Here is a 7,234-nt window from a genome sequence, read left to right as displayed (position 1 = left end):
GGTGCTTTATCCGTGTTGATCACTTGTGGAATTTGCCACTTCTTCACATTATTTAAAATTTTTCCAAGAAAACAATAAGCTGAATGGGTATTTCGTCTAGCAGAAAGATAGAAATCAAGAGTATGGCCACGTTGGTCAACTGCACGGTATAGATATGCCCATTTGCCATTCACTTTTACGTAAGTTTCATCCAGATGCCATAAATGTCGATCTGTAGGATTACGCCAATACCAACGTAAACGTTTTTCCATTTCTGGAGCATAACGCTGAACCCAGCGATAAATTGTGGTGTGATCAACATTCACTCCACGTTCGGCCAGCATTTCCTGAAGTTCACGATAGCTGATGCCATATTTACAATACCAACGAACAGCCCAAAGAATGATTTCACCTTGAAAGTGCCGACCGTGGAAGGGATTCATCTGCTGTATCTCGAAATAAATAAGATATTTAGCTTATCATGTCAGCCTATTTGCAACAGTGCCCCGCCTAGACAATGAGAAACGTATAGAACGTATTAAGCAGGGCCTGGCACGTTCGGGTTACAAACCAACAGGCAAGAAGGCAAATGAGGCTAAACATAAACGAATAAAAGAATTGCTAGTAGTTGGCAATATGACTAAGGAAGAAATTGCCAAAGCAGTGAATTGTGGAGTTGCAACTGTCTATCGAGTTGCTAAAGTTATCTAAAAGAGGCTTATCTCAACGCGCCCCCAATGGGGCACCGCTGCATTCAGGTTACTTCACATAAGAAATTTTATGTTAAATGATTGTTAGAAATGCCCCTTGATCGAGGCATTTTCTATAAAGAATACTAAAAACTAATTAAAGCCAACCAAGTTTCAAAACAAGGCAGTTCTCAGCAATCATATTTTTAAATTATATAACTCCCAACTGAGCTTTTGCTCCAACGATAAGGCTTTCATTTTGAGTTTCTAAGGCAAATAAACCATACATCAAAGGAGAGGCCGCTGCTCTTTCTAAAGTCTGTTCATATAGTTTATTCCAAACTTTACCCCCTAGTTTTTCATACTCGATGATTAGAGTTTTGAGGCTTTCTTCTCCAAACAAAGTTACATGCCCAGCAAAATCAATCGCTGGGTCATCTATATGGGCTGTTGACCAATCAATAACGCCTGAAACAGCTCCATCCTTTGAAGCTAGTACATGCCCAGCATATAAATCGCCATGTATAAATTGGGTGAAATCTGCCCATAGAACATCATTATCCAACCATTTTCTGTAGCGGGTTTCCAATTGCTCACTTATACCAATTTCAGATTTTACTAACTGCAAATTGTTTGCTATTTCAGGTCTTAAATCTGAAGGTTTCATAATTTTCAAATCATTTTCCCGAACTTCTTTTTCAGGAATACTATGGATTTCAAATAAGGTTTTTGCCAAAGATGTTATGTATTTCGGGCTATCTTTGTCCATATTCCAAATTATTTCATAGGTTTCAGCATCCAAATTTAAAACAGGATTATCTTTAAGTATGGGATAAGCCACTAATTCTGTAGATGAAATTCTCCAATCAGGAACCTCTACAGAAAGATGTTTTTTTACCAATTCTAAAATGCGTTTTTCTTTCTTGATTTGTTCCCTCATGCCATCACGACGAGGAATACGCAGCAACCATTGTTGCCCCTTTGTATCAAGAGCAAAAACGACCTTAAAATCAATGCCCATTTCATTGAAATTCATTTTGTCCGTAAGCAACAAGCCGTGTGCTTCAGCAAGTGATTGAATATCTTGAATTGTCATTTTTAATTTCCTTTAAAGAGTTCAATAATTAATGTTCGGATTAGATTGGCTATCATTAACAATCTCTCTCAAAAGTCTTGATGATTTTGTGGTCTTTGATCTCGTAGATAATGTCAGCAATATTATCGACCAATTGCTTGTCATGAGATACGAAGATAATAGTTCCTGCATAGGACTTCATCATTGTTTCTAATGCGGCAATACTTTTTAGGTCAAGATAGTTTCCTGGTTCATCCATAAGCAAAATATTATATTTTCCTAAAAGCATTTTGGATAAAAGCAGTTTGATGATTTCACCTCCCGATAAGTCGGATAAGTTTTTTTGAATATCATTCGCTCCGATCCCCATTGAAGCCAATACTGCACGAATTTCCGCAACTGTGTACTCGCACTCTTCCTGCATAAAGGAGAGCACAGATTTATGCGTGTTAAATTTATATCCTGTTTGTGTAAAGTAGCCAATTTCAGCTTTTGGAGATATGGTTAATCCATCAGCACGTTCTGATATCATTTTTAACAAGGACGTTTTCCCTGTTCCATTCGATCCAGTTATAGCGACTTTAGCGCCAAGCGGTATTATAAAGTTAGCGTCATCAAAGATAGTACGGCTACCAAATTTTAAGCTCAGACCATCTGCCGTAATCGGGAACTTATTGTGCAGTTCTAGGGCTGAACTTTGACGAAAACGAATAGAACGCAAATGCTCTGGTGCTTGAATATCTTCTAATGCAGCCAAACGCTTTTCCATACTCTTAGCTGCCTGATACAGTTTTCTTTGCTTGGTGCCAGTCATTTTTGCATGCCCAAGTCGTCCAGCACTTTCGGTAGAGTTTTTGGATTTTTCTCCTTTTTTCTTATTGTCTAATCGATTAGCTTGCTGGCGTTTTTCTTGCACAGCAGATTCTAATCGCTCCCGTTCCTTCATCATCAGCTCATATTCTACGGCTTGGTGTTGTCGCTCTTCTTCTTTTTGACGCAAGTAATCCGAGTAACCACCCCAATATTCCGTAATTTTACCGTCTTTTAACTCCCATATCTTGTCTACAACCATATCAAGAAAATATCGGTCATGACTGATAACAAGTAATGCTCCATCAAATGCTTTAAGTTGACCAATAAGTAGATCTATTCCATTGAGATCAAGGTGGCTGGTTGGTTCATCCGCTAGAATGCCATGTACTTGTTGGGAAAATGCGGCAGCAATTTTTGCACGAGTTTCCTCTCCGCCACTCATTGTGTCGTTTTGTACATTGGAAACACCAAGGCGAGATAACATTGCCCGGTCTTCGACCGTTTCTATTTCGATTCCGCCCAGTTGGCTGATATGTGCAAAATCACCAAAACGCTGTAATGTCGCTTCGGCTAAAACAATTTCGCCATTAAGTACTTTGAGTAAACTACTCTTTCCTGCTCCGTTATCACCCACAAGACCAATACGGTCATAAGAGTGAATTTCCAATTCATCAATATCCAAAACATCACGCCCAGCATAATCCAAGCGTATGTTTCTCGCTTTAATAATTAAACTCATTTTTATTTACTCCTGTTTAGCTCTTGAAATTTTTTATGCAGCAAACAGGATTTAGGTGAAAACAAAAGCTAGCATCACAGTGTCCTCCCAAAAAAAAAGCTATTCATCCACAGGGTGGACAAATAGCTAGTCAATTAAGTTATAACTGGAAACTATGCACTAAAAGCATACTTATAAATTAAGCATACTTTTACTTTATATATCCGCATATATTCTTAAAGACACAACAAAAGCCCACCATTATAAAATAGTGTCACTATGCAAATAGTTGTGTCTTAACGAATGCGGATAGAATGCATAAACTTACCTAAAAAATAAAATTCAGTTTTATGATAACTTTACTGTTAAAAGAAGTCTAGACAACCTTGTTTTATGCTTGGATATAAGGCTTATTTTAAAATAATAGTAGTGAAGATTTTCTAAAATTAACATAATACACCTTATACGAAATAAAAATGGGAGCCTTAAGCTCCCATTTTTTAAGTAATTTTTTCAAATAAGGCTTGGGTGAGCATCTAAAATTCGAATCAATGTAGCTGCTGGTCCAGTTGGATAGCGTCGTCCCTGTTCCCAATTTTGCAGGGTACGGGGGCTAATATGTAGACGTGCAGCAAATTCATTTTGGCTCAAGCCAGTTTTTTCACGTACTTCTTTAATATCAGGCAATTCGAGTTCTGTAACTCGGCTTGCTTTAACTTCTTTACGTTTGATAGCTCCAGCTTCTTTGATTGAAGCAACCAAGTCATCAAATAAGTTGTTATCCATGAAATTGCTCCTTCACGAGTTGGTGCAGAATGGCGGTTTCCTTATCTGTTAAATTATCTTTTACTGATTTTGGATAAGCCACTAAGAAAAAGATCTGATCATCCTCGGTGACCCAATAATAAATCACCCGTATCCCACCACTTTTCCCTTTGTTACCTTGAGCACAACGTACTTTGCGAATACCACCGCCATTCTTGATTAGGTCACCTCTATCAGGCTGTACCAAAAGATCTTGCTGAAGTTGACGATATTCCTCATCAGATACAAGGTCTTTAATTTGCTTGGTAAAGATGCTGGTTTCAATAAATAACATGGACTCTTTATACGTCAATGGCGTATTTGAATTTTAGCAGTTTCCATAACAAAAAACGAGAGCTGGTAGATCTCGTTTCGCATAACAGCCATTATGTTAAATTGTAGTAAGAACTTTAATGCGATAGAGCAGAATGTATATGCAAAATAAGCTTGATAACATTATTCAAGAATTAAAAGAACTATCTGGGAATAGTCGTCTAAACATAGAACTACCTGATGATATTTTCATATCTGCTTATGAACGAAAAATAGGTTTTATTTTTCCAAAAGATTATAAAAAAGTTTTGAAAGAGATTAGCAATATCTTTTATGGAACAATTGAATTAGCGTCTCTTACAGATGAGAAAGAATGCTATCGAGGGCTATCTCAGATATTAAATGATGCTAGGGAGCAAGGTCTGCCAGAAGATTGGCTACCTATTTGTGAAGATAATGGTAGTTATTATTGCCTATCTCCTAATCATAAAATTAGATATTGGACAGCAGATGGATATAGCGATGAGCAGTGGGAAGATTTAGCAGATTGGATCAAGCAAGTTTGGATAGATGGAAATTAAGAATTTCTAAAATTAACATAATACACCTTATACGAAATTAAAAAATGGAGCCTAAAGCTCCATTTTTTAATAACTTTTTTTAAATTGCTAAGCGTAAATTCAGTGCTTTTACAACTTTAATCACAGTATCAAAACTAGGGTTAACATCACCAGAAAGTGCTTTATAAAGACTTTCTCGGCCTAAGCCTGTATCTCGTGATAATTGAGCCATTCCTTTAGCTTTTGCAATGTTACCTAAAGCCTTTGCAATGAATGCGGCATCGCCATTAGATTCTTCAATACATGCTTGTAAGTAAGCCTGCATATCATCCTCTGTTTTAAGATGCTCAGCACTGTCCCATTTGCGAAGTTTAATAGCCATTTATAGCTCCTCCTCTAAATCTTGTGCCAATTGCAGGGCAAGTTTTATATCTTTACTTTGCGTAGACTTATCTCCGCCTGCTAAAAGAATAACAACCCTTTGCCCTTGCTTGCAGTAATAAATCCTATAGCCTGGCCCAAAGAAGAAACGTAATTCAGAAACACCTTCACCGACCGGCTCAGTATCTCCAAAGTTTCCATCTTCAACCCGATCAATTCGGACTTGTATGCGTCTTTTTGCCTGCTGGTCTTTTAACTTGGTGAACCAGTCATCAAAGACTTCAGTGGTATATATTGAGTACATAAGTAGAATGTATCCTATAGGATACATTTATGCAAGAAATAAACTTGATATTTGGGGCTCGAAACGGTGAATTTCGTATAACCGCCATTATGTTAAGTTAATCAAAATTCTTAATGCACCAAAACCTAAAAATTTAAATGGAGTAAAAATGACTTTAAAGGGGTTAGATATTCAAGAAGATTGTATCAAAGCTATTTCTAATGAATCTTTAATATTTGATATTAAGAATAAAGAGTTTTTAGAGGATATAGAAAATCTTTTATTACAGTATTTTCAAAATTTTAGTAATGATTTAAATGGAATTGAGTTTGATAATTTTTCTGTGGAGTTTTGGTTCGATGCAGGACAATTGATTATTTATCCTGAAAAAGATTTATTAGATCGTAAACCCTTTGAATCTGAATATGATTTAGATAGATTAGACCCTTATTTTTATCTAGTTTGTGAAGAATATAGGATATATTTTGATGACTTAATATCTCGAAAAGTAAGCGATCAAGTATCTGAAAAAGAAGCTATTTCTAAAACTAATGACGTAATTGATTGTGTAAGCAAAGCTATAAAAAATATAAATGATGAAAACAATCTTTTAAAGATGTTAGGCAGGCCTAAATTAGAAATAAGATATTTCGGTGTAACGAAAGAAGAACTTTTAGCAAAAGAAATTCTCGTGAAATGAAGTAGATATTTTTGTCGTATTAAGGAAAACTAAAATTAACATAATGGGCGTTATGCGAAGTCAAAAATGGGAGCTTAAGCTCCCATTTTTATTGATGATTTTTTAATTCTTTCAGCATAGCATCCCGTAAAATTTCATTCATTCGTGTTTGATAACCTTTGCCTTGTGCTTTGAACCAAGCAAGTACATCAGCATCTAACCGAATTGAAGTTTGTTGCTTCACTGGGCGGTAAAATTGATTTTGGCGTACAGCACTGCTCCAATCGGTAATTTCAGGAATATCTGATAGATCTAGCTGATCATCAGGAACCGTGCCTTTAGCAAGCAAGCGTTGAATTTCAGCATCTTGCTTCTCACCAAATTTCTCATTCAGCTCTTTGCGTGAGTATCTAACCATGCTCATATTTGTTTCGCTCCGCTTTAGTCACTTGCCTTGCACTAATGATTCGTATGATTTCACAGTCATCTTCATCAAAAATGGTGTGAGCCACCAATAACATTAGTACGCCTTTAACTCGTCCAATGGTTTGCCAACGTTCTTCACCATCGGTATGTCTGTCTTGGATTGAGATCCGTAATGGATCTTCAAAAACAAGGCTTGCAGTTTCGAAAGAGATATCATGCTTTTTCTGATTCTTTCGATTCTTAGCCTCATCCCATTCAAAATACTGTTCCATAAAAAACATTCAAATTTGTATATACAATAATGTATCACAAAATTGTATAACTCAAGTTGAGAAGCGTAATTTTTAGTCAAATTTATTGGCAAGAACTATCAAAACTGCTCATAAAAAAGCCGACTTGTTTCCAAGTCGGCTTTTGAACATCATCGAGCAAATAATTTATATCATAAGTTTTTGATTTTTATATTTTTCAATTTGTGCTGTTATTCACCAATTAAAATGTCTATGCGATAAACCATTTAAAATGTCCTGTTTTTAACTGCAAGAGTCAAGAAC

At 36.2% G+C, this 7,234-nt stretch carries 10 protein-coding genes and 2 pseudogenes; 3 read left to right on the top strand and 9 right to left on the bottom strand.

The window, feature by feature from the left end:
• Positions 1 to 422 (bottom strand): annotated as a pseudogene (locus CDG56_RS16275) (IS6-like element IS1007 family transposase); the annotation flags it as partial.
• 40 nt (positions 423 to 462) lie between these two features.
• Here CDG56_RS16275 and CDG56_RS16265 point away from each other — a divergent pair.
• A pseudogene (locus CDG56_RS16265) lies at positions 463 to 690 on the top strand (helix-turn-helix domain-containing protein); the annotation flags it as partial.
• A 189-nt stretch (positions 691 to 879) separates the two neighbouring features.
• Here CDG56_RS16265 and CDG56_RS16260 read toward each other — a convergent pair.
• From CDG56_RS16260 to CDG56_RS16245, 4 genes are all read right to left on the bottom strand, one after another.
• A complete protein-coding gene (locus CDG56_RS16260; RefSeq protein ID WP_000155092.1) occupies positions 880 to 1,764 on the bottom strand; it encodes an Mph(E) family macrolide 2'-phosphotransferase in 885 nt (294 codons plus the stop codon).
• A 55-nt stretch (positions 1,765 to 1,819) separates the two neighbouring features.
• Entirely contained in the window at positions 1,820 to 3,295 is a 1,476-nt protein-coding gene (msr(E), locus tag CDG56_RS16255) for an ABC-F type ribosomal protection protein Msr(E) (RefSeq protein ID WP_000052512.1), read from the bottom strand.
• A gap of 492 nt (positions 3,296 to 3,787) precedes the next feature.
• Positions 3,788 to 4,060: a NadS family protein gene (nadS, locus tag CDG56_RS16250; protein WP_000369781.1), complete on the bottom strand. Its 273-nt coding sequence runs from the start codon at positions 4,058 to 4,060 to the stop codon at positions 3,788 to 3,790.
• Positions 4,053 to 4,373 (bottom strand): type II toxin-antitoxin system RelE/ParE family toxin, encoded by a 321-nt coding sequence (locus CDG56_RS16245; RefSeq protein ID WP_000897307.1) that lies wholly within the window; start codon positions 4,371 to 4,373, stop codon positions 4,053 to 4,055. The genes nadS and CDG56_RS16245 overlap by 8 nt, the downstream gene beginning before the upstream one ends.
• A 139-nt stretch (positions 4,374 to 4,512) precedes the next feature.
• On the opposite strand from CDG56_RS16245, the gene CDG56_RS16240 reads away from it, so the two are divergent.
• The gene (locus CDG56_RS16240) at positions 4,513 to 4,932 is read left to right on the top strand and encodes an SMI1/KNR4 family protein (protein WP_001180106.1); all 420 of its coding nucleotides are present in this window, start codon (positions 4,513 to 4,515) and stop codon (positions 4,930 to 4,932) included.
• A 79-nt stretch (positions 4,933 to 5,011) separates the two neighbouring features.
• Here the strand turns inward: CDG56_RS16240 and CDG56_RS16235 are convergent, their stop codons facing one another.
• Both CDG56_RS16235 and CDG56_RS16230 read right to left on the bottom strand, forming a co-directional pair.
• Positions 5,012 to 5,293 carry an addiction module antidote protein gene (locus CDG56_RS16235; RefSeq protein WP_000985609.1) on the bottom strand — a complete coding sequence of 94 codons (282 nt, stop codon included), beginning with the start codon at positions 5,291 to 5,293 and terminating at the stop codon, positions 5,012 to 5,014.
• Positions 5,294 to 5,596, bottom strand: coding sequence for a type II toxin-antitoxin system RelE/ParE family toxin (locus CDG56_RS16230; RefSeq protein WP_000286964.1), 303 nt, complete (start codon positions 5,594 to 5,596; stop codon positions 5,294 to 5,296). It lies immediately after the preceding gene.
• A gap of 148 nt (positions 5,597 to 5,744) precedes the next feature.
• Here CDG56_RS16230 and CDG56_RS16225 point away from each other — a divergent pair, with 148 nt between their 5' ends.
• Positions 5,745 to 6,275 (top strand): hypothetical protein, encoded by a 531-nt coding sequence (locus tag CDG56_RS16225; RefSeq protein ID WP_000172759.1) that lies wholly within the window; start codon positions 5,745 to 5,747, stop codon positions 6,273 to 6,275.
• Positions 6,276 to 6,363: 88 nt separating this feature from the next.
• Here CDG56_RS16225 and CDG56_RS16220 read toward each other — a convergent pair whose 3' ends face one another.
• On the bottom strand, positions 6,364 to 6,678 hold the full coding sequence (locus CDG56_RS16220; protein ID WP_004728120.1) for a BrnA antitoxin family protein: 315 nt from the start codon (positions 6,676 to 6,678) through the stop codon (positions 6,364 to 6,366).
• The gene (locus tag CDG56_RS16215; protein WP_000438825.1) at positions 6,665 to 6,952 is read right to left on the bottom strand and encodes a BrnT family toxin; all 288 of its coding nucleotides are present in this window, start codon (positions 6,950 to 6,952) and stop codon (positions 6,665 to 6,667) included. The genes CDG56_RS16220 and CDG56_RS16215 overlap by 14 nt, the downstream gene beginning before the upstream one ends.
• Positions 6,953 to 7,234: the final 282 nt, after the last annotated feature.

This window comes from Acinetobacter sp. WCHA39, from assembly GCF_002165385.1.
GTDB lineage: Bacteria > Pseudomonadota > Gammaproteobacteria > Pseudomonadales > Moraxellaceae > Acinetobacter.
This window is presented reverse-complemented; position numbering and strand designations above follow the sequence as displayed.

Excerpts from the sequence above, each read along its gene's own strand:
- CDG56_RS16220 (WP_004728120.1), bottom strand. The coding sequence starts at position 6,678 with ATGAGCATGGTTAGATACTCACGCAAAGAGCTGAATGAGAAATTTGGT.
- nadS (WP_000369781.1), bottom strand. The coding sequence starts at position 4,060 with ATGGATAACAACTTATTTGATGACTTGGTTGCTTCAATCAAAGAAGCT.
- CDG56_RS16225 (WP_000172759.1), top strand. The coding sequence starts at position 5,745 with ATGACTTTAAAGGGGTTAGATATTCAAGAAGATTGTATCAAAGCTATT.
- CDG56_RS16230 (WP_000286964.1), bottom strand. The coding sequence starts at position 5,596 with ATGTACTCAATATATACCACTGAAGTCTTTGATGACTGGTTCACCAAG.
- CDG56_RS16245 (WP_000897307.1), bottom strand. The coding sequence starts at position 4,373 with ATGTTATTTATTGAAACCAGCATCTTTACCAAGCAAATTAAAGACCTT.
- CDG56_RS16240 (WP_001180106.1), top strand. The coding sequence starts at position 4,513 with ATGCAAAATAAGCTTGATAACATTATTCAAGAATTAAAAGAACTATCT.
- CDG56_RS16215 (WP_000438825.1), bottom strand. The coding sequence starts at position 6,952 with ATGGAACAGTATTTTGAATGGGATGAGGCTAAGAATCGAAAGAATCAG.
- CDG56_RS16260 (WP_000155092.1), bottom strand. The coding sequence starts at position 1,764 with ATGACAATTCAAGATATTCAATCACTTGCTGAAGCACACGGCTTGTTG.
- CDG56_RS16235 (WP_000985609.1), bottom strand. The coding sequence starts at position 5,293 with ATGGCTATTAAACTTCGCAAATGGGACAGTGCTGAGCATCTTAAAACA.